Consider the following 24880-nt stretch of genomic DNA (forward strand, 5'->3'; position numbering starts at 1 on the left):
CCGCGGGCCGCCGTTTTGGTTTCCGCCCGTTATGGTTTCAACGGATGCCGATATGGGATAAAAGCGGGCCGAGGACGGTCGACAGCGGGATGTAGAGGCTTGCCGCCAGCAGCAGCCAACGAAACGCGGTTTCCCCGGCCGAGCCGGTGTCGATGGCGAGGAACGAAGGAAGAAGGCGGATTTTCGGCGGCAGCGGCCAGAGCAGCTGCACGCCCCGGTCGTTCAGCAGGTCGATCAGCGGATGCGTCGCGTAGGCGGCGATCAAGACGGTGCCGTACGGCTCGGGCAGCGGCCGGGTCAACAGCCACAGCACCGCCACGATCGCCAGCGAATGGGTCGCGGTGCGGTGGCGGACGTTCAGCAGCCGGAGCAGCGCCGACAGCGGGAACAGCGCCTTGGCCATCGTCGAGCCCGGCTTGTCGACGTCGGCCAGCGTGGCGACCAAACATCCGAGCAGGACGGCTCCGGCCGCCTCCCAGGACAGCAGAGGGACGTTTTGCCGGACGAGCACCGCTTCGGCGGCGATCAGCCCGGCGGCGCTGTGCGTTTTTTGCAGCATGTCGAAAATCTCCTCGTCGTATGGATAATTGCGGGAACAGGAGGAATTATACTTGCTTCGCGCGGGAAGGGCAACCCGGCCGCCGCGCTTTTCATCCCGGCCGCGATTTGGTAAAATACAGGGAGAATCACGTCCGCGCGTAACTGGCGAATCGGTGGGTTACCACGAGGGAGCGCACGGAAGGGACATGACCGCTCGCCTGGGTAAAGTGTCCGGAGAACCGCTGACGGCGGCCGCTTCGGATGCTTTTTTCGTTTATTCGGCGTTCGAAGCGGAAGCGGCCGCAGCGTGCCAATTCGGAGGGGATCGGAATGGGAATTCGATTGAGTGCGAAAGAAGCGGCCGAGCGCGTGCGCGAAGCCGTCGCGGCGGAAGCGGCTCGGCTGAGGGAGGCGGGAATCGTGCCGAAGGTGGCGGCGCTCGTCGTGGAGGGCGATCCGGCCTCGGCCTATTACGCGGAGACGAAGCGGAAGCTGGCGGGCAAGCTCGGCATCGCGTTCGAGCTGAAGACGATGCCGGCGACGGCGGCGGAAGCCGAGCTGGTCCGGATCGTAGCCGACTGGAGCCGGGACGAGTCGGTGCACGGCGTCATGCTCGAGCTGCCGCTGCCGGCTCACGTCTCCGCGGCGGCGGTCGCGGCGGCGATCGATCCGCTCAAGGATGTCGACGGCGTGACGCCGGCGAACCGGCTGGCGGCGATGACCGGCGAAGCCGGGCTGTACCCGGCGACGCCGCAATCGGTCATCCGGCTGCTTACCCATTACGGCTACGCGCTGGCGGGGAAAAACGTGACGCTCGTCGGCCGGGGGCAGACGGTCGGCCTGCCGCTGTTCCACATGCTGCAGCGCGAGCAGGCGACGGTAACGGTATGCCACTCCCGGACCGCCGACCTGAAGAGCCATTTGGACCATGCGGATATTATCGTGGCGGCGGTCGGACGGGCCGGACTTATTTCCCGGGACATGATCCGTTCCGGAGCGGTCGTCATCGATGCGGGCATTAACGAGACGCCGGACGGCGGCATAACGGGAGACGTCGCGCCGGACGCCATCGAGACGGCGGCGGCGGTATCGCCGGTGCCGGGCGGGGTCGGCACGCTGACGACGGCGATTTTGTTCGAGAATGCGATGAAGGCGATCCGTCTCCAAGCGGACAGGCGGGAGGCGGAGAAGAAGCGCGGATCGTCGACGGACGGACGATTGGGCGCGCCCGGGCCGATGCAGCCGGAGACGCCTATGTTCGACCGAACGATTCGGACGTTTTTGCGGGAAGCCGGAGCGGCCGTGCCTACGCCGGGCGGCGGAAGCGTCGCGGCGCTCGTCGGCGCGCTCGGGGCGGCGATGGCCTCGATGGCGGCCAACTTCACGACCGGAGGAAAGTTCGCCGACGCGGAGGAGGCCATGGAGGAGGCCGTCCGGCGGCTGCAGGGATGGACGCGCGACTGCGAGGACATGCTGGAAGCGGACATCGCCTCGTTCGACCGGTATATGGCGGCGCTGAAGCTGCCGAAGGGCACGGACGACGAGAAGCGGATCCGCAAGCAGGCGCTGCGCGACGCCGTCCGGCAGGCGATCGAGGTGCCGCTCGGCCTGATGCGCGTTTGCCGCGACGCACTGGAGCTGACGGCGGCGATCGCCCCGTCGGTCAACCCGAACGTCGTCTCGGATCTCGGCATCGGCGCCCTGCTGTTCGAGTCGTCCGCCCAATCCGCCTATTTGACCGTGGAGATCAATTTGGCGGCGCTGGCGGACGAGGACGAGAGACGTTCGTACGACAAACGCGCGGCCGGGCTGCTTCGTGAAGCCGCCGCCCTGAAGGAGCGGGCCGTCGGCTCGGCGAGGGACACGATTTGGAGGAGGAACCGGTAAGATGGGACAAACCCGCATCGCCAATTTCGCCACTCACGGCGGCTCGAACGCGCAGGCCGTGATCGACGTTTGCGAGGACGGCCGGGCCGGAGGCGACCGCAGCGGTCGTCGTCGGCAACAATTCGAAGTCCGGAGCGTTGGAGCGGGCGAGGGCCGCCGGCATCCCCGCCCTTCATCTCGGCTCGGCCTTGTTTCCGGACGCGGAGACGCTGCAGCGACTCGTCCGCGAAGGATGCGCCGGGGGGCCGGACCGATGACGGAAACGGACGGCGCCGGCGCCGATTCCGGGTACGAACGCGTATGGAAACGAATCCGGACGTCGGGGATCAGCACGGCGATCATCGGGCATCGCGAAGGCTGGCGGATGGCGGAGCACGCCCATTCCAGCCACGAATGCTCGGTCGTGCTGGAAGGAAGCGGGTACGTGCAAAGCGGCGGACGGACGCCTATGCCGCTCGAGCCCGGCCACGTCCTCGTCATCCCGCCGAACGTCCCCCACGGCTTCGGGACGGACGGCTCGATCCGGTTCGCCGTGCTGCAGGCCGAGCTGGCGGGGACGGAAGCGGAGGAGGAGTTCCGGCGGCTGGCGGGCGGCGGCTCGCCGCGACTTCTTCTGCTGTCGCCGCTCGACCTGGAAGCGTACGCCGCCTTGTTCCGGCAATGGTTGAGAGCGGTTTCGCATTCGGGCCGGGAGCGGGACCAGCTGGCGGGGACCTGGATTCGGCTTCTGCTCCTGACGCTGCTCCAAAGCGCCGACGGCCGAGCCAAGCCGTCTCGATCGCCAGCGCCGCCGACTACATCCGGGAGCGTCCCGGGGCGGAGATCTCGATCCGGCAGCTGGCCGGGATGGCCGGCTTGTCGGAATCGACGTTTCGCCGGCTGTTCCACGAGACGTACGGCGTATCGCCGAAGCAATTCGCACAGCGGTGCCGGTTGGCGGAGGCGCAGTGGCTGCTGCGGGCGTCGGCGAAGCCGGTCCGGTACGTCGCCGAGCAGACGGGCTTTCAAAGCATACACGCGTTCAGCGCCTGGTTTCAGCGAACGGTCGGCTTGACGCCGAGCGAATGGCGGAAGCGGCAGGGAGGCGGGATGGGCGGCTTCGGCACGGACGGTTTGGGCGGATCCGACGTCAAGGGAGAGGCGGACGGCACCGAAGGGCGCGGCGGCGAAGTTTGACCGTTTTCGTTAACTTTTTCGGCGATTGGAGCAAATACGGGCATGCCTCGTCCCGGTTATAATGAGGTCGAACCGGAGGGAATTCGCGCTCCGGCATACCTGGGACGGGGGTGGCTTGCATGAAGGTGACGATCGGCGGCACCGAATTGGAAATGGGCGGTCCGTATTTGACCGAGCTGCGCAGCTCGAACGACGTCATGCACGACGCGGAGGCGCTGCGCGAACGAATGCGGGAGGACGGCTACGTGCTGATCCGAGGGTTTCACGACCGGGAAAAGGTGCTCCGGGCACGAGCGGAAATCGTGAATAAGCTGCATGCGCTCGGCAAGCTCGATCCGGCCGCGCCGTTGGACGAGGCCCGCATCCGGGAGGGCGGGAAAGGCGTCATGTTCGGCGGGACGAACGACGATTCGCCCGCTTATCTCGACGTCGTCAACGCGCCGGAGGTGCTCGATTTCTTTTCGGCCTTCCTCGGGGGCCCGGCGATGACGTACGACTACAAATGGCTCCGGGCGGTCGCCACCGGCGGCTTTACGGGGGCCCATTACGATATCGTCTACATGGGCAGGGGGACGAAAAACGTCTTCACGCTATGGACGCCCATCGGGGATACGCCGGTCGAAATGGGCACGCTCGCCGTACTGCTCGGCTCGCACAAGCTCGAGAGGGTCAAGGAGACGTACGGGCGGATGGACGTCGACCGCGACCGGACGGACGGCTGGTTTTCGCGCGACCCGCTCGAAATCGCCGAGAAGTTCGGCGGCCGCTGGGCGACGGCGGACTTCCGCGCGGGCGACGCGATTTTCTTCGGCATGTACTTGATGCACGCTTCGACGGACAACAAGACGAACCGGTACCGGCTCAGCTGCGATACCCGCTACCAGCTCGCCTCGGAGCCCGTCGACGACCGGTGGATCGGCGCGAAGCCGAAGGGGCATACCGGCGCGGACGGCGGCGAGCGCGTCAGCATGGAGGAAGCGCGCCGACGGTGGGGGTTGGCGTAAGCGGGGCGCGGCGAACTATTTTTTTATCCTTAACCGAAGCGGATCTTTCCATACAAAAGAGAAACCGTCAGGGACGATGCTCCCTGACGGTTTTGGCGCGCACGGGGGGTTCCGGCGGCTACATATCGAGCGCCTTCCGGGCATCCAAGTAGCCTTCGCCCTGCACGTAGGGCGACAGCCCCCAGTTTTCGGCGCCTTCGAGCAGCTCCCGTTTCACCTCGTCCGGCGTCAGCGCCGGATTGCGCTGCAGCAGCAGCGCGGCGATACCGGCGCAGATCGGCGTCGCCATCGACGTGCCCGACAGCGAGAAGTAGGCGCTGCCGACCCGGGCGCCGGGCTCGGCGCGATCGATCGACGAGCCCGGCGAGCGGAGCGAGACGATGTTGACGCCGGGGACGAGCAGGTCCGGCTTGACGATGCCGTCGGGCGTCGGGCCGCGGCTCGAAAACGGGGCGACGCTGTCGCCCGTCCGCTCGGCCGTATTGTGGTCGTTCATCGCCCCGACGGTAATGACGAGCGGACTCGTCCCGGGGCTGGAGATCGTCCCCCGGTCCGGCCCCTCGTTGCCGGCGGCCGCGCAGACGACGATGCCCGCGCGCCAAGCGTTCTCGACGGCGCGGACGAGCGGGTCGTCCTGTGCGGGACCGTATGCCGGGCTGCCGAGCGAAAGCGACATGACGCGGATGTTCAGGGCGGCCTTGTTCGCCACGCACCATTCGACGCCCGCGATGATCGTCGACAGCGCGCCGCTGCCGTTGCGGTCCAGCACTTTGACGCCGACGATATCGGCGCCGGGCGCCGTTCCGCGATAAGCGCCGTCGGACAGCCGGCCGCTGCCCGCCGCATCCCCGGCGCAATGCGTGCCGTGACCGTTGTCGTCGTAAGGGACCGTCCGGCCGCGGACGAAGTCGCGGAAGGCGGCGATCCGGTTGGTCGGCTGCGTCAGATCGGGATGCGGATAGACGCCGGTATCGAGTACGGCGATACGGATGCCGCTGCCGGTCAAGCCGAACCGGGTCAAGTCGTCGGCCCGGATCGCCGCGCGCGCCGAATCGAGCAGGGCGCGGACGGGACGGTCGAAGTGCAGCTTCTTGATGCGGCTTTGGCAGTCCGGCGCGATCAGGCTCTTCATCGCTTCGGCGGTCAGCTCCGCCGCGCAGCTGCGAATGCCGGCGTATTCGTGCTTCAGGCGGCATCGTTTATGGCCGTTCATATGCGTCTTCAGCTGTTGCATCCCGTCACGGTACGAGTCCTCGTGATCGTGGAACTCGACGATGACCGGAATCCGTTTTCGTTTCTCGGCGCGGTTGTGCAGCCAGCCGTTCAGCCAACGGGGCGCCCAGCGGCGTGGCCGGTACAGCGATTGCAGCTCGTCCCTCAGCAAACGGTCCATCATGACCGCTCCGTCGCCGATCCAATCCTTGAAAGCGGCTTTCAGCATGTTGCTCCCTCCCGGCAAGCGAATTCGGATGATCGTACTTCAGTGTATGGCCGGGTAGAGCGAGCGGTGAAAAATTTAGGGTTGCGTTTCATCCGTTTTCCCAATAAACTGAAGCTATAGCGTATATGTTATCGATAACTCTACCGGAAAGCGGCCTCGCTGGGCGGAGCTTCCCGCATTGTCCGTTTTGCTGGCAAAGAGGGCCTGACACGGTCGTATGTTATCGATAACCCTATTTCCGAAATCAACCTTTCCATTCAAGGAGGAGCATGAACATGACCATGAACGAAACCCGCCTTCCCGTCAACCGGCTTCAAGGGGAGATGCCCAAAATCGGCATCCGTCCGATCGTCGACGGCCGTCAAGGAGGAATCCGCGAATCGCTGGACGGCGTGACGATGGAGATGGCTCAATCGGTTGCGCGCTTCATCAGCGAGCGGTTGCGGCATTCGAACGGCTTGCCGGTCGAATGCGTCATCGCCGACACGACGATCGGCGGGGTCGCCGAGGCCGCGCGCTGCGCCGAGAAGTTCCGCAAGGAAGGCGTCGGCGTCTCGATTTCCGTTACGCCGTCGTGGTGCTATCCGATGGAGACGATGGACGCCGATCCGCATATGCCGAAGGCGATCTGGGGCTTCAACGGGACGGAGCGCCCGGGTGCCGTTTACTTGGCGGCGGCCACGTCGGCGCACAACCAGAAGGGGCTGCCGGCGTTCGCGATTTACGGGCGCGACGTGCAAAATTTCGGCGACGCGACGATTCCGGAGGACGTGGGAGCGAAGCTGCTGCAGTTCGCCAAGGCGGGGCTCGCCGTCGCGACGATGCGCGGCAAATCGTATTTGTCGATGGGCAGCGTCTCGATGGGCATCGCGGGCTGCGTCGCGGACGAATCGTTTTTCGCGCGCTATCTCGGCATGCGCAACGAATACGCCGACATGAGCGAGTTCGTCCGCCGCATGGAGCTCGGCATTTACGACCGCGAAGAGTACGAGAAAGCGCTGAAGTGGGTACGCGACAACTGCAAGGAAGGCGAGGACGTCAATCCGCCGCACTTGAAGCGCACCCGCGAGCAGAAGGACGAGGACTGGAACACGGTCGTCAAAATGACGCTCATCGCCCGCGACATGATGATCGGCAACCCGAAGCTGGCCGAGCTCGGCTACGGCGAAGAGTCGCTCGGCCGCAACGCCATCGCGGCCGGCTTCCAGGGGCAGCGGGCGTGGACGGACTATTTTCCGAACGGCGATTTCATGGAGGCGATTCTCACGTCCTCGTTCGACTGGAACGGCATTCGCGAGCCGTTCACCGTTTCCACCGAAAACGATACGCTGAACGGGGTGACGATGCTGTTCGGGCAGCTGCTGACCGACGCCGCCCAGCTGTTCGCCGACGTGCGCACGTTCTGGAGCCCCGACGCGGTCGAACAAGCGACCGGGCATCGCTTGACTGGGCCGGCTGAAAACGGTATCATCCACTTGATCAATTCCGGTCCGGCCGCGCTCGATTGGACCGGTGCGGCCACCGGCGCGAACGGCGAGCCGGCGGTGAAGCCGTTCTGGTCGCTGTCGGAGAGCGAGGCGCAGGCGTGCCTGGACGCGACGAAATGGTGCCCGGCGGTCGACTTTTTCCGCGGCGGCGGCTTTTCCACCGATTTCACGACGCGCGCCGGCATGCCGGTGACGATGGCCCGGATCAACCTGGTCGCCGGCCTCGGCCCGGTGCTCCAGCTGGCGGAAGGCTATACGGTGGAGCTGCCCGACGAGGTGCACGACGCGCTCGATCGGCGCACGAATCCGACGTGGCCGACGACCTGGTTCGTGCCGAGGCTGACCGGCCGGGGCGCGTTCCGCGACGTTTATTCGGTCATGAACAACTGGGGATCGAACCATGCGGCCGTCAGCTACGGGCATATCGGCGGCCGGCTGCTGACGCTCGCCTCGATGCTGCGCATTCCGGTCAGCATGCACAACGTGCCGGAGGAGCACATTTTCCGGCCGGCGGCCTGGAACGCATTCGGGACGAACGATCCGGAAGGAGCCGATTTCCGCGCTTGCGCCGCGTTCGGTCCGCTTTACAAATGACGGGAGGTTGAACCATGGTTTCGGGGAAACGAAAGCTCGCGATCGGCATCGACTACGGAACGGAGTCCGGCCGCGCGCTGATCGTCGATACGGCCGACGGCCGCGTGCTGGCGACGCATGCGACGCGGTATCCGCACGGCGTCATCGAGCGCGAGCTGCCGGGCGGCGGGGCGAAGCTGCCGGCGGAATGGGCGCTGCAGCATCCGGACGACTACATCGAGGTGCTGCGCCGCTCGATTCCGGAGGCGCTGGCGATGGCCGGGGCGACCGGCGACGAGGTGGTCGGCGTCGGCATCGACTTCACGGCGTGCACGATGCTGCCGCTCGACGCGGCGGGCGTCCCGCTATGCTTCGACGCGGCGTGGCGGGATCGGCCGCACGCCTGGGTGAAGCTGTGGAAGCATCATGCCGCGCAGGAGGACGCGACACGGCTGAACGAGCTGGCCGCGGCCCGCGGCGAGACGTTTTTGGACCGGTACGGCGGGAGCATGTCGAGCGAATGGATGCTGCCCAAAATCGTCCAGACGATGCGCGAGGACCCCGCCGTCTTCGAGGCGGCCGACCGGTATGCGGAGGCGGCCGATTGGGTCGTCTACGCGATGACCGGCTCGTTCAAGCGGAACAGCTGCGCTGCCGGATACAAGGGCGCCTGGCATAAAACGGACGGCTGGCCGCGGCGCGATTTCCTGGAAGCGATCGACCCGCGTCTCGCGACGCTGGCGGAGACGAAGCTCCGCGGCGAAGTGATTCCTTCCGGGACGAAGGCGGGGGAGCTGACGGAGGAAATGGCGCGGCTGACCGGACTGATGGCCGGCACTCCCGTCGCGGCGGCGATCATCGATGCGCATGCGGCGCTGCCGGGTGCGGGCGTCGTCGGTCCGGGAACGATGGTGCTCGCGATGGGAACGTCGCTTTGCCACTTGATCGTGGCGGACGAGGAGCGCCAGGTGGAAGGAAACCGCGGCGTCGTCGAGGACGGCATCGTCCCGGGCTATTACGGCTACGAGGCCGGCCAGCCGGCCGTCGGCGACTTGTTCGGCTGGTTCGCCCGGCACGGCGTTCCCGCCGACGCGCAGCAAGCGGCCGAGCGCGAAGGGCTGTCCGTCTTCGCTTGGCTGGAACGGGAAGCGTCGCGGCTTGCGCCGGGCGAAAACGGGCTGCTCGCGCTCGACTGGTGGAACGGCAACCGGTCCGTGCTCGCGGACGAAGGCTTGAGCGGCCTGATCGTCGGCTATACGCTCCAGACGAAGCCGGAGGAGATATACCGGGCGCTGCTCGAAGCGACCGCCTACGGAACGAAGCGGATCGTCGACGCGTTCGAGGAGAGCGGCATTCCGGTCGCATCGATCGTCGCGAGCGGCGGCATTCCGCAGCGCAGCCCGCTGCTCATGCAGCTGTTCGCCGACATTACCGGCAAGCCGATCGCCGTTCCGGCCGCCGCGGAGCCGACCGCTCTCGGCGCGGCGATGATGGGGGCGGTGGCGGCCGGCGCGGAGGGAGGCGGCTTCGGCTCGATCGCCGAAGCGGCGGCGCGAATGGCGCCCCCGGTCGCCAAGACGTATGAGCCCGACGCCGCTCGCGCCGCCGTCTATGCGGAGCTGTACCGCGATTACGTCGCCCTCCACGATTATTTCGGACGGGGCGGCGGCGGAGGCGTCATGCATCGTCTGCGCAAGCGCAAGGAAACGGCCCGAGCAACGGACGGAGTCCGGTAAAGCGGACGCAGCGGCATAGTTGGCGACAAGGAGCCCCGGGAGGGGCTCTTTGTCGTGCTCCGCGCTGCGCGGTCTCCGATTTTTTTTGCGTGCGCCAATCTCGGTTCCATTCCAAAAAAAGAATTCGAATCCGGGAGGATTTAGTCGAATGGTGTCGAAATATACCCGAAAATAGGTAAAGAAGGATACGGTATGCCGCGACCCAAAGGATTGCCGCTGCGTTTTCTCGTCACTTCGCTCGTCGTCGTTTCCGCCTTCATGACGCTGGCCGCCAGCACGTTCGTCGGCTACCGGAACGATAAAGACTCGCTTATTCGCATCACGCTCGAAATGAATAAAATGAACGCGGAAAAAGTCGCGGATTCGGTGGACGGCATATTCGAGACGCTTCAGACGAGTCTGGCGGCGACGGCCGATTATTTGAGCCGCAACGCGGACCGCGTCAATGTCGCGGAGCAGATCGATCTGTTTCGTACCGCACACCCCAATTTCAATTCCGTCATCCTCGTGGACGAATACGGGGTGCTACGTCAAGCGTCCCCGGTTGCTCCCGGCACGATCGGGCAAAAGATGAAAACGGCCGGGGCGGAGCAGGCGCTCCGCGAGAAGCGTCCGCTCGTCACGGAGCCTTATGCGAGCATGCAGAACCGCCTGATCGTGATGATCAGCCACCCTTTGTACGACGAACAGGGCATTTACCGGGGCTACTTGGGCGGGGCGATCTACCTCGAGGAACAAAACTTGTTCGGCAAGCTGCTGACGACGACACGGAACGAGTCGAACGGCTCCTATCTATTCGTCGTCAGCTCGTCCGGCAATTTGCTGTACCATCCCGACAAAAGCCGTCTCGGCGAAAACGTGGCGCAAAATCCGGCCGTCATCGATCTGATGATCGGGAAGTCGGGCCAGCGGCGCGTCGTCAATTCGCGCGGCGTCGACATGCTGGCAGGCTACTCCATCGTAGGCGCCGCCGGCTGGGGCATCATCTCCCAGACGCCGACGGAAACCGTGCTTTCCGACTCCAGGAAGCTGATCCTGCGCGTGCCGCTCTATACGCTGCCGGTCGTCATCCTGTTCATCGTCCTCATCTACCAGATGATCGGCAAAGTATCGGATCCGCTCGTCAAGCTGGCCCGGTACGCGTCCCGGTTGTCCAACATGAGCGACAAGCGCGAGCCGATCCCGCGCATCCATACGTGGAATTACGAGGCGAACCAGCTGCACCGGGCGCTGTCGACCGCGATCAAGCGGGCGAGGGCCGATTTCGACCATTTGTCGCTCGAGGCGCATACGGATCCGCTTACCGGACTGTTCAACCGGCGCGTCATGGACCATTGCATCCGGGCGTGGGTGGACGACGGGGTGCCGTTTTGCCTGCTCGTGCTGGACTTGGATCATTTCAAGCGGATCAACGATACGCACGGGCATGAGGCGGGGGACGAGGTGATCCGGTTCATGGCGATGTCGCTGAAATCCGAGATGAGCGCCGATTTCGTCTGCTGCCGCTACGGGGGGGAGGAATTCGTCGTCCTGATGCCCGATACCTCGCCGGAGCGGGCGTCGGCGTATGCGGAGGCGATCCGATCGTATATGGAGAAAACGAACAGCCCGGTCGGCCATCCGATTACGCTGTCGATCGGGATCGCCTCGTATCCGGGCACGGCGGCGGAAGCGGACGAGCTGTTCCGGCAGGCCGATGAAGCGCTTTATCGCGCCAAGCATTCGGGCCGCAATCGGATCGAATCGAATTGAATGAACGGCATGGAACGGAATGGAATGGAACGGACGGGGCGAACGGCGCCCGGCGAAGGAACGGACCCGGTCCGTTCTTTTTTTTGTGCGATCCGAAGCGGTGTGCGTCCCGCCGATTTATGGTATGATCGAGGTTGATGCATACAAGTAAGATACAAGTTATCGCGATCGAGAAAAAGGAGATGGACGATGATGGATGCGCTTACGCCGAATCCGGCGCTGTACAACGTGCCCTTCCGGGCCGAACGCTTCAACGGGATACCCTACCGGAGGCTCGGCTCGACCGGGCTGCGCGTATCGAACGTCGGGCTCGGGACGTGGAAAATCGGGCTGCCGGAAACCGGCGACGGCTCGCGGGTCGGGGAGGCGGAAGCGTTCGCGATTTTCGACCGGGCGCTCGAGCTCGGCGTCACGTTCTGGGATACGGCGAACCGGTACAATTTCGGCTCCGGCAACTCGGAGCGCGTCATCGGCCGCTGGCTGAAGGCGAACGCGGCCCACCGGAGAGACATCGTGCTGGCCACGAAGCTGTTCGGCGGCATGGACGGGACGACTCCGAACCATAGCGGCTTGTCGCGCGCCAACATTTTGGATTCGATCGATGCGAGCCTGGAGCGGCTGCAGACGGACCGGATCGACGTGCTGTATTTCCACGCCTTCGATCCGGAAACGCCCGTCGAGGAAAGCTTGGCTGCGGTGGAGGATGTCGTGCGTGCCGGCAAAGTCCGCTACTTCGCCGTGTCCAACTTTACGCCGGATCAGCTGCGGCTATATCGGGAGAAGGCGGCTGCGATGTCCGTCCGGTGCGCGGCGGCGGCGGTTCAGAACCAGTTCGACCTGCTGAACGGCGAAGCGCCGGACAAAGCGGGGGCGCTTGCCTATGCGGCGGAGAACGGCTTGTCGTTCGTCGCCTGGAGTCCGCTCGCCCGGGGGCTGCTGACCGGCCGCTACTTGGATGCGGAGCGGGTCGGACCCGGAGACCGGCTGTACGACGAGGGCGAATGGCGGATCGACGACGCGACGGCCGGCAAGCTGCGCCGTCTGGCGGCGCTGGCCCGCGAGTGGGATATGGAGCTCGCCCAGCTGGCGATGGCCTACATGCTGACGCTGCCGGGCATGGGGCCGGTCATTCCTTCGTCGACATCGGTCCGGCAGCTGGAAGCGAACGCGGCGGCGGGCCGCATCGAGCTTGATGCGGTGCAGCGGGACCGCGTGCGGGACGCCCTGGCCGATGCCCCAGCCGGTCAGTCGGAAGGCGATAGCCGGTAGCCGATAGGCGTACGGTAGCGCGAGACCCGGAGTGCGGTTGTAAACGTCCGGGATCGTTGCGCCTACATGACAAAATTCGTGACAAAACTCGCCCCTGCGTCCGACAAAAGAAGTCGCGTTCCTATTACCGGAGGCTTACGTCTATGGTACACTGATACTAGAAACTGGCAAGTAGAACGGTAGAGGTGGAACTATGGGACGAATATGGGGAAAACTTTCCGGGACGGCCGGCAAGCCGCGGGCGGCGGCGCTGCTGGCCGCCTCGATCAGCGTGGCGCCGATCGCGCCCGCCTTGGCGGCGCCGGCGGCTCCGGGAGCCGATCCGATCGGCGACATAACGGGGACGCCGGGAGAGACCGTATTGATCGATTTGAAAAAAGCGTTCGGCGAGCCGTACACGTCGTTTCACGTCATCGGCCCGGCGACGTCGGCGGGGGTCGTCTCGACGGCCCGGAGCGGCTCCATGCTGCGGCTTCATCTGGACGGCCCGGGCATGGCGACGTTCACGGTGACGGCGCAAAACGACGAGATGGCCGGCTCGGTCAACGATACGTTCACGGTACGCGTCATCGGCGCCGGCGACGACGGCCGGACGGACGTCGGGGACGTCGTCCGGTTCATGCGCGATTACCCGGAGGCGCTCACGGAGCGGAGCCGGGTGTCGGACGCGCTGCATGTCATCAAGCCGCTTGCGGCTGCGAATAACCGTACGCCGACGGCGACAAGCGCCGTGTTCGAGATGGCGGTAAAGCGGGGAGGCACGGTGAACGACGTCCCGCTGTCCGTATTCGGCTTCGCCGATCCGGACGGGGAGACGCTTGCTTATTACGTCGCGCCGGCCGCTGCGGGAGGGCTGACCGCCTCGATCGTCGGCGGGAGCGTCGTGTTCTCCGGCCTGGCGACGGACGAGGCGAGCTTCGGCATCGTGGCGGAGGACGCGCGGGGCGCCTCGACGGCGGCGATCTTGACGGTGAAGCCGAACTCGGCCCCGGTCACGACGGTAACCGGCGTCACCTACAGCGTGTACGCGCCGCTCACGCCCGAGCAGCCGGCGTTCCGTCTGGAGCTCGGCCCGCTGTTCCGCGACGCGGACGGCGATCCGCTCGCTTATGCCATCAGTCCGGCCGAGGCGGGCGGCGTCAGCGCGGCCATACTCGGCTCCGCCGCGCATTTCGCCGGCGTATTGGGCGCGGATACGGCGTTTCTCGTCCGCGCTTCGGACCCGCATGGCGATTATGCCGAGCTTGCGCTCGAATTGAAGACGCGTCCGGGAACCGAACCGGCGAACCGCAGTCCGTCGGTCGCGCAAGCCGTGTACGATAAAGCCGTTCCGTTCGGCGGGACGCCCGCGCCGATCGAGCTGCGGGGCAACTTCTCCGATCCGGACGGCGACGTCCTTACATTCGGCGTATCGCCTGCATCGCAGGGAGGATTGACCGCGACCGTCGAGGACGGGGAGCTGTGGTTCGCGGGTTCGATTGACGCCGACGCGGCTTTCGCCGTCACCGCGAGCGACGGGAAGGGCGGCACGGCGACCGCGACATACCGCTACTCGGCGAACCGTGCACCGTACGCGACGAAAGCGAATCCGAAAACGGTCACGTATATTCCGGGCGAGACGTTTGCGAACAAAACGCTGGACATCGCGGCCGATTTCGGGTTCACCGATCCGGAGGCCGATCCGATCGCGTATCGGCTCGACGTCCCGTCGTCCTCGATACCCGAATCGCTGAGCGCCGTCGTCGACGGGAGCGTCTTGACCTTGAACGGACCGGCGGGTCCGGCCTCGATCGTCGTGGATGCCGCCGACGGCATCGGGAACCATGCGCAGGCGACGTACCGGATCGTGCCGAACTACCCGGTCGTGGCGGCCGGGCCCGAGCACGAGCTGCTGTTCGCCGACACCGCCGAGGGGGCGGGGCTGCTGGACATCGACCTGACCGACTATTTCAGCGATGCCGACGAAACGGGGTTGGCCTTCGAAATCGTCTCGGAAGGCTCGACGATTCCGGAGAATTACGAAGTCGTGCTCGACGGTTCGACCGTTTACTTGCGCAAAGACGCGGAGTCGCCTCCGGCGGAGCCGATGACCGAGACGATCGTCGTCAAGATCCGAGCGTACGACGAGGAAGGGGCGGAGGCGTTTTCGACGTTTACGTTCCGGCCGGTCGCCAATCACGCGCCCGTATCGCATTTGGTCGAGAAATACGGGTTTACGCCGGACGCGCTTCCTTATACGTTCGATTTGTCGAAATGGTTTACGGATGAAGACCCCGACGATGCGTTGAGCTATTCCGTCTCGATTACGACGAACTCCGTTGTCGGAGAAATGCCTTGGTTGAGTCTGTCTTCGGCGGACAACCGCAAAGTGCAGGTCCGGGATGCCGGAGCTTCGCCGACGGCGCACGACTACTTGTCGGCAACGGTCACGGACCGTTACGGCGCGAGCGCCGGTGCGGCGAACGTCAGGCTCCAAAGCTGGATGCCGGAGCACCAGCCGTCCGCCAAAACAATCGTGCCGGGCGCGGAGCTGCGGCTGAACGACCTGCACGCCCGTTACACATTCGCCAACGGCTGGGACGAATTGACCGGCTCGACCCGATTTACCGTCGGCTCGAGCGACCCCGAGCTCGTCACCGCCGCTATGGACGGCGAAGGAAAAGATTTGATTCTGACCGCAGTCGGCGGCACCGGGACGGCGGAAATTACGATCGTCGGCACGGACGAAGCGAGCCGGGCGGGGATCGTCGACCGGTTCCTCGTCACGGTCGCCGCACCGTCCGCGGGCATGTCGCAAATCCTCGTCCCCGAGCCTTCCGACGACGGCGAGCAGTACTACAGCGCCACGGTCTTGACGTCTCCGCCGGAGGCGGGCTTTTATTCGCCGACGGCCGGCCAGCTTTCTCTCAGCGTCGAAGGAACCGGGGCGGCGACGTTTACGATCACCATTCCGAACGAGACGGAGGGCGGACCGTCGACCGTCTATACGGTTCCGTACAACCGGAACGTCGTCCAGCTGGAGGACCGGGCGATCGCGGTCGACAGCCGGCTCGATATCGTCGATCTGTACAAGCGGTTCAACAACGCGGCGATTACCGCCTCGACGACGTTTACGGTTACGTCGTCGGACCCGGATAAAGCGACCGCGGTCATGGACGGAACGAACTTGCGGATCGACGCGCTGTCCGCGACGAATTCCGGTACGCCGGTCGAAATCGCGATCAGCGGCCACGATCCGACGACGGGGCAATCGGTCTCCCATACGCTGAAGATCCGCACGGAGCAAAGCTTGCTGGAAGCGTTGATCGGGCCCCTTACGGTGCCGAATCCGTTCAAGGATCGCGAGACGGACTACGAGGTCGTCAACCTGAGCGGGAACGGGCTGGAAGTGTCCATACCGTGGTTTTACTACGAGACGCTGTCGCTGCAGCTGGGCGGCGTTTTGACCGGCATGACGGATCTTCTTATTATCGGACACTACAACGACGGCTCGGAAGCGACCCGCTACTATGTCAAATATTCGCCGCTGCTGGTCTAATATCGATATTCGGGAGAATTTCAACGATGCATAATCCGACAGCCGAACGGCGATATTCGTCCATCATCGAGCCGCTGCAGGAAAGACGGTTCCGGGAGGCGGAGCGGGCCGCCATGGACGAAATCGGACGCAGCCCGCTCGTGCCGCAGCCGTGGGTGCTGCTGGGCGAAGCGCTGCTGCACCAAGGGTTCGGCCGCGCCGCGAAGCGCGCGTTCGACCGGGCGTGGCTGCTCGACCCGCAGGCGACCTGGGTCGCCCGGGTCGACGGCCTGCTCAAGCGCGCGCCCGACGGTCCCGCCCGGCCCGACGTCGAGCGGCTGCTCGAATGCCGCCGGCCGACGGTGACGATCGGCATCATCGCGCGGGACGAGGAACGAACGATCGCCCGCTGCCTGGCGAGCGTACAGGGAGCCGCGGACGCCGTCGTGCTGGTCGATTGCGGCTCGAAGGACAGGACCGCGGAGATCGCGGCTTCCTACCCGGACGTGACGATCGTGCCTGCCGAGTGGCAGGACGATTTCGCGGCGCTGCGCAATGCCGGATTGGCGCATATGAAGACGGATTGGGTGCTGTGGGTGGACGCCGACGAAGCGCTCCATCCGGACGACCGGCCGGCGGTGCGGGAAGTGGCGGGCTTGTACGACGAGCTGGAAATTCCGCCGATCCTGCACGTCTGGCAAATCAACTCGATCGCCGGGGCGACGCAGCACGAATTCGCCCAGACGCGGATGTTCCCGCTCCGTTTCGGGCTCCGCTACCACGGGCGCGTCCACGAGCAGGTCGGCCCGGAAGGCGGGCTTTACGACGGGCACAGCTACCGGAAGCCGGTACGCATCCGGCTGCTCCACGACGGCTATGAGCCGGATGTCGTCAAGCGCAAGGACAAGATCAAGCGCAACTTGCGGCTGCTGGAGCGAATGGTGGCCGAGCAGCCGGACGATCCGGGCTGGTGGCTGTTCTATGCGCGCGAATCGTGGGCGGACGGACGCGAGGAGCAGGCGCTTCATGCGCTGCGTCAGGCGGAGGAAAAGGCGGCGGGCGAGCCGCGCTTCGGCCGGCTGCCGGACGTCCATACGATGCGGGCGAAGCTGCACGCCTCCCGCAACGAGCTGGACGAAGCCGAGCGGGCCGCGGCCAAGGCGTTGGCGGTCGACGATACGTTCCCGGACGCCAAGTTTTGGATGGCCGCGATCAAGCTGAGGCAGGCGCACCGGCTGCAGCGGGAAGCGGAAGCGCTGCTGCGCGAGTCGAAGGAGGCGATGGCCTCGTACCGGGGCGTCGTGTCGCCCGATGCGGAGATCGCCCGGTGGAAGGCCGATCTGTCGCTCGCCGACATCGCCCGTTCCGTCGGCAAATTCGCGGACGCCGCGTATATGTACGAACGGCTTGCCGAGCTAAACCCGGACGTGGCGCACATTCGCAAGCCGCTCGCGCGGACGAAGGAGCAGCTCGCGAAGCTTGACGCATGGAGAGCGTCGCGCCGACATGGTGCGGGCGAGGCACCGTAGGCGTACGCGCGGCCGGCGCGACCGGCCGGCGCGCGCGGGAGGCCACGCGCCAGCCTTTGGCAAGAGGAGCCGCTTCCGGCACGCCTCTTGCGAGAGGAAGCCGCTTTCGGCTCGTCCCTGGCGAGAGGGAGCCGCTTCCGGCTTGTCCTTGGCAAGGGGAAGCCGATTCCGGCTCGCCCCTGACAGGAGGGAGCCGCTTCCAGCTCGCCCCCGGCAGGAGAAGCCGCCCCCGCACGTTCCGAGCAAAGAGGAGCCGTCCCTCGATCGATTCGAGAGGCGGCTTTTTTCGCGTTTTTTGCAGCATTCGAAAAGACTGCCGCTAATTCTCGGTGCTCATTAGACAATAAGATAAATTAGATGGAAAACTTCGCTTTAATTTGAGCCGTTTCGGAGAATCCCGGTTATTTGCGGGAATTCCTCCCTCTATTTTTCGAGAAACCTGTCTATTTCCCGCAAAAGCACCGATTTAGAAGGAGGATTTCCGGCTAAAGGCTCGGGACACGCATCGTCGTCCGAATTAGCGGTAAGATTTCCGGCTAATACGCCCGCCCCTCCACGGGAAGCCGCACACTCGCCCCGCACACTCGCCTCTCCACGGCAAGACGCCCGCTCGCCATTTCGATCGCGAGCGATAGACCGCCCCCACCTATAAATGTGGGACATTCATCTTAAAAAATGAAACGATTTCCCGCACGCCGATGCGATATGATGTTGAATGTGAAACTATCGCCACGAGAGGGGCTAACCAACCATGAGTCGGAAAACGAGACTCGGCATTATCGGAGCGGGCAATATCGGCGCGGTGCACGCGGCCGAATTCGGCAAGCTGGCGGACCGGTGCGACATCGCCGCCATTACGGACGTATCGAAGCCGCTGGCGGAAGCGCGCGCCAAGCAATTCGGCATCCCGGCGGTGGAGGAAAGCGCGGAGGCGCTGCTCGCCCGCAGCGACATCGACGCCGTCGTCATCGGCGTGCCGAACAAGTTCCATGCGGACTTCGCCGTCGCCGCGCTGGAAGCCGGCAAGCACGTGCTGCTGGAAAAGCCGATGGGCCTTAACGCGGAGCACGCGAAGCGGATCGTCCGGGCGCAGCAGGCGACCGGCAACGTGCTGATGGTGTCGCACCAGATGCGGTGGGAATCGCTGCCGCTCCAGGTGAAAGCGCAAATCGACAACGGCTCGCTCGGCCGGATTTATTCGGCGAAGACGGGCTGGTTCCGCCGCAAAGGCATCCCCGGCTGGGGGACGTGGTTTACGCGGATGGACATGTCGGGCGGCGGTCCGCTGATCGACATCGGCGTCCATATGCTCGATTTGGCGCTGCACCTGATGGGCGACCCGAAGCCGGTCGCCGTATCGGGCGCCGTCTACGCCGAATTCGGGCCGAAGCGCAAAGGGATCGGCACCTGGGGGACGCCGAATTGGGACGGCACGTACGACGTCGAAGATTTCGGCACCGCGTTCATCCGGATGGAGGACGGCAGCACGCTTACGCTGGAAGTCAGCTGGGCGGTCCACATGGATACGGACAGCAAGCCGTTCGTCCATCTGCTCGGCTCCGAGGGCGGCGCGGCGATCCGGCAGTCGGAAGGGAAGTTTTTGACCGAAGCGTTCGACCGGGCGATGGAAGTGGAGCTGAAGGCGCCGGACAAGGACGAGGGCGCGCGCATCCGGATGAGCCGCCATTTCCTCGACTGCGTCGAGAACGGCACCCAGCCGCTTACGTCGGCGATGACCGGACTGACGAACAACCTGATCATCGACGCCATCTACGAGTCGTCGCGGACGGGCGGCGAAGTGAAGCTGAACTGGGACGGGCTGCGCTGATCGGGCGCAAAGGAACGAAAGGGGAGACGGAAACGATGATTCGAGGATTGACGAAAGCCGGGTTGGGCGACGTCGGAGGAACGGAAGCGTTCGTCGCCTTGGCGGCGAAGTACGGATTTCAATCGATCGATGCCGACATCGGATCGCTGACGGAAGGGCGCGGCGTCGACGGGGCGGCGGAGCTGCTCCGCTCGCACGGGCTTGCGCTCGGCTCGGTCGGCTTGCCGGTGCAGTGGCGGACGACGGACGACGAGTTTCGCCAAGGCTTGCCGACGCTGGCCGAATGGGCGGCGGCCGCCCGGTCGCTCGGCTGCACGGCGTTCTGCACGTACATCCTGCCGTCGACCGACGAGCCCGCGGCGGCGTTCATGGCGGCGGCGGTCCGCCGGCTCCGGCTGTGCGCGAAGCTGCTCGGCGCCTACGGCATCCGGCTCGGGTTGGAGTTCGTCGGTCCGCACCATTTGCGGACGCGCTGGAGCAACCCGTTCATCTGGACGATGGCCGACACGCTCGACATGATCGAGGCGATCGGCGAACCGAACGTCGGGCTGCTGCTCGATTCGTATCATTGGTATACGACCGGACTCGGCACGGCCGATCTGGAGCGGCTGCGCCCCGAGCAGATCGTCCACGTCCATCTGAACGACGCCCCGGACGTGCCGGTCGAGGAGGCGCTCGACAACGGCCGGCTCATTACCGGCGAAGGCGTCATCGACTTGACCGGCTTCCTGCGGTCGCTCGCGAAGATCGGCTACAAGGGCGCGCTCGCGCAGGAAGTGCTGACGCAGCAGCCGCCGCAAGAGCCGGCGGAGGAGCTCGTCCGGCGGACGGCGCGGCAGTACGACCGGCTGTGGGCTTCCGCCGGCCTGTGACGGTCGGGACTCCATCCCTGTAACCGTCGGGTAACGCCCCGATTGTTTCTTCATACTTTCCGCTGCAAGGGCCGCGTTCGTCGCGGCCCTTTTGGCGTTTCGTTCCCCGGTGCGAAAGGGAAGGTTCGGGGAGCAACAGCGTTATACGATCACGCAACATCGTTATACGCCGCTTTGTTATAGTTGCTTTAGAGATAGCGCTTTCTCGAATAAGGAACGGGGGGACAGTGACGATGGGAACGAAACCGAACGAGCTTCTCGAGGCGGATGAGCGGCTCAAAGCGCCGGAGAAGCCGGCGGCAACGGCGAATGTTCCGAGGATGCCGATCAGCCGGCGCAACTTGTTGGCGGCTGCGGGAGCGGCCGGTGCGGCTTTACTCTCCGGAGGATGGGTTCATGCGGCTAGCGGCGGGCAGTCGGTGATCGAAGCCGTATACGGCAAGGGCAACGGAAACGGAAACGGCAATGGGAATGGAAACGGCCACGGGCACGGCAACGGGAACTTGGCGAATTCGCTATCCTGGATCAACGTCAAAAGCCTCGGCATCGTAGGCGACGGCAACACGCCGGGGGACCGGGATTTGATCCAAGCGGCGGTGGCGGGCGCGCCCGAGGGCGTAACGCTTTATTTCCCGCCCGACGTCGACGTATTGTGCGTGCAGGCGCTGGACATCACGGTGACCGGCATGCGAATCACGGGCGGAGGGAAGCTGCGCCTCGGAGCGGACAACACCTATGCGATGCGCATCATGGCGGACGATGTCACAGTGGACGGACTAATCTTCCACAATCCGAACGAGCTGAAGCGGATCGACGGCGATCACGGTAGGGGGACGCGATCGGGAGCGATCGAGATTCGGGCGCACCGCGCCACGATTGCACAGTGCCGGATCGACCGGATGCTGATCGGCATTCTGGTCAATTCCGGAACCGCCGCGATCGAGTACCGCGGAACGCGCATCGTGAACAACCAGATCACGAACCAGCTCGGGGCGGGCCGGGAAGATCTGGGGGATGCGATCTGCATCTTCGGCTCGGACGCGACCGTCGTCGGCAATTATATCACCTGCAAGCCCGGCGAGGATCCGCGGATCGGCATCAATTTCGAATCGCTTATCCATGAGGGCTGGGGGAGCGGCCACGGCCACGCGGACGACGGACACGGCACGATCCAAGGAAACGTGGTCGTCGGCCCGTTCCGGCGGGGCATCCATATCGAAACGTCAGGCGTAACCGCCGTCGGCAATACGGTAAAGGGGCAAACGTGGTGGGGCTTCATGAACTACGGGGACCGCAACGTCATCGCCGACAACATCGTCGAATCGCCGCCGTACAAAACGTCGCCGACCGGCCCGGGCTGGAACCCGGTCATCTGCGGGATCAACATCCACCGCGGCAAAGCGGTCATCGTCGAAGGGAATACGGTGAGGGGCGGCTCCGCCCAAGGCATACGCATCGACAAGGAAGCGTCGGGCGCGATCGTAAAAGGCAACCAGCTGGCGCAGGCCGAGTCCGGCGCCTCGTTCACGCACGGCATCTATCTCGTCGAAGCCCATGGCTCGATCGTCGAAGGGAACGTGATCGCGCCCGGAGCTTGCTCGGACCGAGGCATCAGCATCTGGAAGGCGAAGGATATCCAAATCTCGGGCAATTACGTCGCCGGATGCGGCTCGCACGGCATCAAGCTGGAAGGCGGCCTGGACATCCGGTTCGACAGCTTGATTCACGGGAATATCGTCAAAAACAACGTCGGCTCGGGCCTTTACTTGGTCAACAACAGCTTTGCGACGATCAGCGGCAACGTGCTGACCGACGACCGGGCGAACAAAACGCAAACGACCGGGCTGCTCATGCACAATTCCGACGATTGTCTCCTGTACGGGAACGGTTTGGACGGAAACGCGACGGCGGCCGTTACGCAAACGGCGTGCGAGAGGCTCATCGCGTTCGGCAACCGCGGTTACGCCGACGGCATCGTCGTCACGTAATTCGTACGGCGCGACGGCGGGAAGCCCGCAAACTTCCACCGGATGTATAGAAGAAGAATAGGGGGTTCATTCATGAAATGGCGTACGATTGTTTTGCCCGTTCTGACGGCGGCGGCGCTGGCGCTGTCGGCCGGATGCTCGAACGGCGGAGGGTCGGCGGACCCGGGGACGACGTCTTCCGACGCGAAGTCGAAGGTCGCCGCCGACACCGGGACGCCGGTTACGCTGAAGGTCGCCTTCTTCTCGTCACAGGACACCTTCAAGCAGCTGACGCAAAATCCGGTCATCAAGCAAAAATTTCCGAACGTCACGTTCCAGTACATCAAGTACGCGGACCTGGACAAGGCGATTGCGGCCGGCGACGCGCCGGATCTGATCAACGGGATCGTCTCCGCGCTGGCCGATCTCGAGGAGCGGGGGCTGAAGTACGACTTGGGTCCTCTTGCGAAGCTGCTCGACATCGATCTGAACAAGTTCGAACGGAAGAAGCTTGAGGGGATTCGAAGCTACGGCCGCAACGGCGAGCTGTTCGGTCTGCCGGACAATCTGGAGGAGACGAGTCCGTACAACACGTTCGCGCTCGTCTACAACAAGGACATCTTCGACAAGTTCGCCGTGCCGTACCCGAAGGACAACATGACGTGGGACGAGGCGGTCGATCTGGCCCGCCAGTTCGTCCGGACGGACGGAGGAACGGAGTACAAAGGCTTGGTCGCCCATGCCGCCCCGCACTTCCTGGCGGCTCAGCTGGGAATCGAATTCGTCGGCGCCGACGGCAAGGTGAACACGTCCGATCCGAAATGGAGCGAGCTGATGCGCGTCAATAAGCGGATATCCGTCGAGCAGGGCGGGTTTTTGCCGAAGGGCGGGGATCTCACCCACTTCTACAAAACGCAAAATGTGGCCATGTACGCCGGCGACGCCGGAGACCTGTTCCGCTCGCCGGACAAATTCGGCGCTTCCTTCCAATGGGACATCGCGACGTATCCGGTCTTCCCGGGCATGGCGCCCCACACGGTCGTCGGTCCGAACGGCGGCATGTGGGCGGTCGGAGCGACGAGCAAGCACAAGGAGCTGGCGCTGGCGGTGCTCGACACGATCCTGTCGCCGGACGTCATGAAGTCGATTCCCAATTACGACTGGTGGAACCATCCGAACGTGCAGTCCAAACGGCTGGAGGCGTTGAAAAACCCGAATTACCCGACGACGCGGGCGAACGCCTACATGCAGAAGTACAACCTGAAGTTTCGCGCCGAAATCGCGAAAGCGACCGAATCGGTCAGCAAGGACGGGGTCGACATCAACACGGCGCTGCGCACGTTCCAAGAGAGCTTCCAGAAGATCATCGACGCGGACGGAGTCAAGTAAGGCGTCTGCGGTAATGGGACGGCGATACGCCGGTAATGTGCTTGAACTGCTTGCAGAAGTAAGCGTCGCTCTGGAAGCCGACGAGCCCCGCGATCACCTTCACCGGCGTTTGGGTGGTGGCGATCAGCTTGGAGGCTTCCTTTACCCTGCGGACGTTCAAATAATCGGTGATCGACAGCCCGGTATGCTTCTTGAACAGTCTCGACGCGTGATAGGGAGACAAGTATACGAAGTCCGACAGCCGCTGCAGCGAGAACGGCTCCTGAAAATGCAGCTCCAGCCATTCCAGCATTTTCTCGACGTGATGCGGCGAACGGGGCGTCTCGACGGAGGATTCGGCCTGCCCGGACGACTTGCGCAGCCGGCTCAGCAGCTGGAGGAAGAAGAGCATGCTTTCCTCCTGCACATGGCTCTTGGGGAGACGGATGACGTCTTCCCGGAATTGCGCGATCAGCCGGCCGATTTCCCCGTCCTTGCCGACGCGGAACGCCTGGTCGGAAAGCCGGCCGCGCAGCAGGCGCTGCAAAAACGCGTACAGCTCGGGAAACGGCTGCAGAAGCGATTCCGCAATGACCGGATTGACGAAAAAAACCGATCGGACATACCGGGATTCGGGGCTTCCCGACATTTCGACTTTATGGAGCTGGAACGGCTGGAAGTACAGCAGCGTGCCCGGCTCGATCGGATGCGGTTTCCGGTCGATCGTGGCGATGCCGGTTCCTTCGTGGACATAAAGAAATTCCATGCCTTGGTGGAAATGAAGAATCGCGAAATGGCCGTCCGTAGACTGGTGCAGCACGACGTTCATCAGCTGGCTCTCTTGAAACAGTTCCCCCGCGGTCGATTTGCGCATCCGATCCCCCCTATCGCAATGTATACGCTTGCATTATAACAGATTATGGAATTCGGGCAA

General features: G+C 64.5%; 15 protein-coding genes, 3 pseudogenes and 1 riboswitch. Of the genes and pseudogenes, 15 read left to right on the forward strand and 3 right to left on the reverse strand.

Annotated elements, in window-relative coordinates:
• Positions 1-37 precede the first annotated feature (37 nt).
• Positions 38-559 carry a metal-dependent hydrolase gene (locus DLM86_RS04610; RefSeq protein ID WP_110838801.1) on the reverse strand — a complete coding sequence of 174 codons (522 nt, stop codon included), beginning with the start codon at positions 557-559 and terminating at the stop codon, positions 38-40.
• 129 nt (positions 560-688) lie between these two features.
• Positions 689-771, forward strand: a riboswitch (ZMP/ZTP riboswitch).
• Between the two features lie 99 nt (positions 772-870).
• On the opposite strand from DLM86_RS04610, the pseudogene DLM86_RS32300 reads away from it, so the two are divergent.
• The 5 genes and pseudogenes from DLM86_RS32300 to DLM86_RS04630 form a co-directional block, all read left to right on the forward strand.
• Positions 871-1722, forward strand: a pseudogene (locus tag DLM86_RS32300) (bifunctional 5,10-methylenetetrahydrofolate dehydrogenase/5,10-methenyltetrahydrofolate cyclohydrolase); the annotation flags it as partial.
• Between the two features lie 96 nt (positions 1723-1818).
• Positions 1819-2427 (forward strand): annotated as a pseudogene (locus DLM86_RS32305) (cyclodeaminase/cyclohydrolase family protein); the annotation flags it as partial.
• 253 nt (positions 2428-2680) lie between these two features.
• A pseudogene (locus DLM86_RS33165) lies at positions 2681-3115 on the forward strand (cupin domain-containing protein); the annotation flags it as partial.
• Positions 3088-3603, forward strand: a complete 516-nt coding sequence (locus DLM86_RS32965) for a helix-turn-helix domain-containing protein (RefSeq protein ID WP_110838802.1) — start codon at positions 3088-3090, stop codon at positions 3601-3603. The pseudogene DLM86_RS33165 and the gene DLM86_RS32965, both read left to right, overlap by 28 nt.
• A 119-nt stretch (positions 3604-3722) precedes the next feature.
• On the forward strand, positions 3723-4607 hold the full coding sequence (locus tag DLM86_RS04630) for a phytanoyl-CoA dioxygenase family protein (protein ID WP_110838803.1): 885 nt from the start codon (positions 3723-3725) through the stop codon (positions 4605-4607).
• A 118-nt stretch (positions 4608-4725) separates the two neighbouring features.
• On the opposite strand, the gene DLM86_RS04635 is transcribed toward DLM86_RS04630, so the two are convergent.
• The gene (locus DLM86_RS04635; RefSeq protein WP_110838804.1) at positions 4726-6048 is read right to left on the reverse strand and encodes a S8 family peptidase; all 1323 of its coding nucleotides are present in this window, start codon (positions 6046-6048) and stop codon (positions 4726-4728) included.
• Positions 6049-6329: 281 nt separating this feature from the next.
• Here DLM86_RS04635 and DLM86_RS04640 point away from each other — a divergent pair, with 281 nt between their 5' ends.
• The 10 genes from DLM86_RS04640 (at position 6330) to DLM86_RS04685 (ending at position 23967) form a co-directional block, all read left to right on the forward strand.
• Positions 6330-8129, forward strand: coding sequence for an L-fucose isomerase (locus DLM86_RS04640; RefSeq protein WP_211326489.1), 1800 nt, complete (start codon positions 6330-6332; stop codon positions 8127-8129).
• 14 nt (positions 8130-8143) lie between these two features.
• Positions 8144-9844 carry a ribulokinase gene (locus tag DLM86_RS04645; RefSeq protein WP_110838806.1) on the forward strand — a complete coding sequence of 567 codons (1701 nt, stop codon included), beginning with the start codon at positions 8144-8146 and terminating at the stop codon, positions 9842-9844.
• A 192-nt stretch (positions 9845-10036) separates the two neighbouring features.
• A complete protein-coding gene (locus DLM86_RS04650) occupies positions 10037-11596 on the forward strand; it encodes a sensor domain-containing diguanylate cyclase (protein WP_110838807.1) in 1560 nt (519 codons plus the stop codon).
• Positions 11597-11785: 189 nt separating this feature from the next.
• The gene (locus DLM86_RS04655; RefSeq protein WP_245954353.1) at positions 11786-12865 is read left to right on the forward strand and encodes an aldo/keto reductase; all 1080 of its coding nucleotides are present in this window, start codon (positions 11786-11788) and stop codon (positions 12863-12865) included.
• 193 nt (positions 12866-13058) lie between these two features.
• On the forward strand, positions 13059-16403 hold the full coding sequence (locus tag DLM86_RS04660) for an Ig-like domain-containing protein (protein ID WP_110838808.1): 3345 nt from the start codon (positions 13059-13061) through the stop codon (positions 16401-16403).
• Between the two features lie 26 nt (positions 16404-16429).
• Positions 16430-17911 (forward strand): tetratricopeptide repeat-containing glycosyltransferase family 2 protein, encoded by a 1482-nt coding sequence (locus DLM86_RS04665; protein WP_110838809.1) that lies wholly within the window; start codon positions 16430-16432, stop codon positions 17909-17911.
• A gap of 751 nt (positions 17912-18662) precedes the next feature.
• Positions 18663-19739: a Gfo/Idh/MocA family protein gene (locus DLM86_RS04670; protein WP_110838810.1), complete on the forward strand. Its 1077-nt coding sequence runs from the start codon at positions 18663-18665 to the stop codon at positions 19737-19739.
• A 35-nt stretch (positions 19740-19774) separates the two neighbouring features.
• Positions 19775-20611, forward strand: coding sequence for a sugar phosphate isomerase/epimerase family protein (locus tag DLM86_RS04675; protein ID WP_110838811.1), 837 nt, complete (start codon positions 19775-19777; stop codon positions 20609-20611).
• A gap of 233 nt (positions 20612-20844) precedes the next feature.
• Positions 20845-22599, forward strand: a complete 1755-nt coding sequence (locus DLM86_RS04680; protein WP_146250153.1) for a right-handed parallel beta-helix repeat-containing protein — start codon at positions 20845-20847, stop codon at positions 22597-22599.
• 72 nt (positions 22600-22671) lie between these two features.
• Positions 22672-23967 (forward strand): ABC transporter substrate-binding protein, encoded by a 1296-nt coding sequence (locus DLM86_RS04685; RefSeq protein ID WP_158289328.1) that lies wholly within the window; start codon positions 22672-22674, stop codon positions 23965-23967.
• On the opposite strand, the gene DLM86_RS04690 is transcribed toward DLM86_RS04685, so the two are convergent.
• Positions 23960-24820, reverse strand: coding sequence for an AraC family transcriptional regulator (locus tag DLM86_RS04690; RefSeq protein WP_110838814.1), 861 nt, complete (start codon positions 24818-24820; stop codon positions 23960-23962). The two genes, DLM86_RS04685 and DLM86_RS04690, sit on opposite strands and share 8 nt — an antisense overlap.
• Positions 24821-24880 lie beyond the last annotated feature (60 nt).

The organism is Paenibacillus flagellatus, from assembly GCF_003217775.1.
Taxonomy (GTDB): Bacteria; Bacillota; Bacilli; order Paenibacillales; family NBRC-103111; genus Paenibacillus_AB; species Paenibacillus_AB flagellatus.

Coding starts and splice junctions, on each gene's coding strand:
- DLM86_RS04610 (WP_110838801.1), bottom strand. CDS start 559: ATGCTGCAAAAAACGCACAGCGCCGCCGGGCTGATCGCCGCCGAAGCG.
- DLM86_RS32965 (WP_110838802.1), top strand. CDS start 3,088: ATGGTTGAGAGCGGTTTCGCATTCGGGCCGGGAGCGGGACCAGCTGGC.
- DLM86_RS04630 (WP_110838803.1), top strand. CDS start 3,723: ATGAAGGTGACGATCGGCGGCACCGAATTGGAAATGGGCGGTCCGTAT.
- DLM86_RS04635 (WP_110838804.1), bottom strand. CDS start 6,048: ATGCTGAAAGCCGCTTTCAAGGATTGGATCGGCGACGGAGCGGTCATG.
- DLM86_RS04640 (WP_211326489.1), top strand. CDS start 6,330: ATGAACGAAACCCGCCTTCCCGTCAACCGGCTTCAAGGGGAGATGCCC.
- DLM86_RS04645 (WP_110838806.1), top strand. CDS start 8,144: ATGGTTTCGGGGAAACGAAAGCTCGCGATCGGCATCGACTACGGAACG.
- DLM86_RS04650 (WP_110838807.1), top strand. CDS start 10,037: ATGCCGCGACCCAAAGGATTGCCGCTGCGTTTTCTCGTCACTTCGCTC.
- DLM86_RS04655 (WP_245954353.1), top strand. CDS start 11,786: ATGATGGATGCGCTTACGCCGAATCCGGCGCTGTACAACGTGCCCTTC.
- DLM86_RS04660 (WP_110838808.1), top strand. CDS start 13,059: ATGGGACGAATATGGGGAAAACTTTCCGGGACGGCCGGCAAGCCGCGG.
- DLM86_RS04665 (WP_110838809.1), top strand. CDS start 16,430: ATGCATAATCCGACAGCCGAACGGCGATATTCGTCCATCATCGAGCCG.
- DLM86_RS04670 (WP_110838810.1), top strand. CDS start 18,663: ATGAGTCGGAAAACGAGACTCGGCATTATCGGAGCGGGCAATATCGGC.
- DLM86_RS04675 (WP_110838811.1), top strand. CDS start 19,775: ATGATTCGAGGATTGACGAAAGCCGGGTTGGGCGACGTCGGAGGAACG.
- DLM86_RS04680 (WP_146250153.1), top strand. CDS start 20,845: ATGGGAACGAAACCGAACGAGCTTCTCGAGGCGGATGAGCGGCTCAAA.
- DLM86_RS04685 (WP_158289328.1), top strand. CDS start 22,672: ATGAAATGGCGTACGATTGTTTTGCCCGTTCTGACGGCGGCGGCGCTG.
- DLM86_RS04690 (WP_110838814.1), bottom strand. CDS start 24,820: ATGCGCAAATCGACCGCGGGGGAACTGTTTCAAGAGAGCCAGCTGATG.